Genomic DNA, 1,184 nt, shown 5'->3' on the forward strand with positions numbered 1-1,184 from the left:
TAGTGGTTGAAAAACCTTATTGGGTCTGGTGGGCTTTTCCGTAGAAAAGCGCTTTCGTCATGCTAATTTATCGCTTGTTTCTGACCGCTGAGGAACGCCAGACCCTGGAGGACTGGCGAAAGAAGTACAAAAGCCACTCGCCGAAGTTGCAACGGATTCAGATTCTGCTCAATAGCGACGAGCACACGGGCCGTCGCCCGGCTCCCGAACTGGCGGCCGTGCTGGGCTGCTCCACCAAAACCGTGGAGCGGGTGCGCCGCCAGTTCTGCGAACAGGGCTTGGCGATGTTCGAGCCCACGCCACGTAAAACGCGCTCCGACAAAAAGATAGACGGGCGGGTGGAGGCCCATCTAACGGCCTTGCTTTGCCAAAGCCCGCCTGACGAGCAGCCGCGCTGGCAACTCCAAGTGCTGGCTGACCGGCTGGTGGAGCTGGAAGTGGTGGAACATATCTCGACCACGATGGTGGCGCGGCTGCTAAAAAAAACGAACTTAAGCCTTTTCACGGCCCGCAGCAGTGGGTAATTCCGGCTGAGCAGAGTGCCTCGTTTGTGTGCCAGATGGAGCAGGTACTCGACCTCTACGAGCAGCCCTACGACGCCGATTATCCCGTCGTGTGTCTGGACGAGTCGCCCAAGCAACTGCTCGATTACGAACAATTTACCACGTCCACCGGCCAGCGCTGCCGCGATTCGCAATACGTGCGCCGGGGCGTGGTGGAATTGTTCGTGGCCACCGAGCCGTTGCGGGGCTGGCGCTGTCTGCGCGTGGAGGCCGACCACAAGGCCGCCACGTGGGTACAGTTCGTGGCCCGGCTGATGGACACAACTTACCGGGAGGCCAAAAAGGTGCGCTGGGTGATGGACAACTTAAGCACCCATAAGCTCAGCTTTTTCTACGCCCACTTTCCGCCCGCCGTGGCCCAAGCTTACCTGCGGCGTATGGACATCACCTACACCCCGGCCCACGGCTCCTGGTTGAACATGGCCGAAATCGAATTCTCCGTCCTCAGTCGCCAGGTCCTCGACCAGCCCTTCACCACCAGCGAGCAGGTCCGCCAAGTGGTAGAACAGTGGCAAGACCGCCAGAATGCGCGGCCCAAGCCCCGCAACTGGCAATTCAAAACGGCCGATGCTCGCATCAAACTTGCTAAATTATACCCGACTATCTAATGTTTTTCAACCA

At 58.9% G+C, this 1,184-nt stretch carries 2 protein-coding genes; both read left to right on the top strand.

Annotated features, from left to right (window positions below):
• The first annotated feature begins 74 nt into the window (after positions 1-74).
• Positions 75-524, top strand: a complete 450-nt coding sequence (locus QMK33_RS23345) for a helix-turn-helix domain-containing protein (protein ID WP_283567038.1) — start codon at positions 75-77, stop codon at positions 522-524.
• Positions 525-559: 35 nt separating this feature from the next.
• Complete coding sequence (locus tag QMK33_RS23350) at positions 560-1,171, top strand: IS630 family transposase (RefSeq protein ID WP_283567039.1); 612 nt, start codon at positions 560-562, stop codon at positions 1,169-1,171.
• The last annotated feature ends 13 nt before the right edge of the window (positions 1,172-1,184 follow it).

It is taken from the genome of Hymenobacter sp. H14-R3, from assembly GCF_030063445.1.
Lineage (GTDB): Bacteria > Bacteroidota > Bacteroidia > Cytophagales > Hymenobacteraceae > Hymenobacter.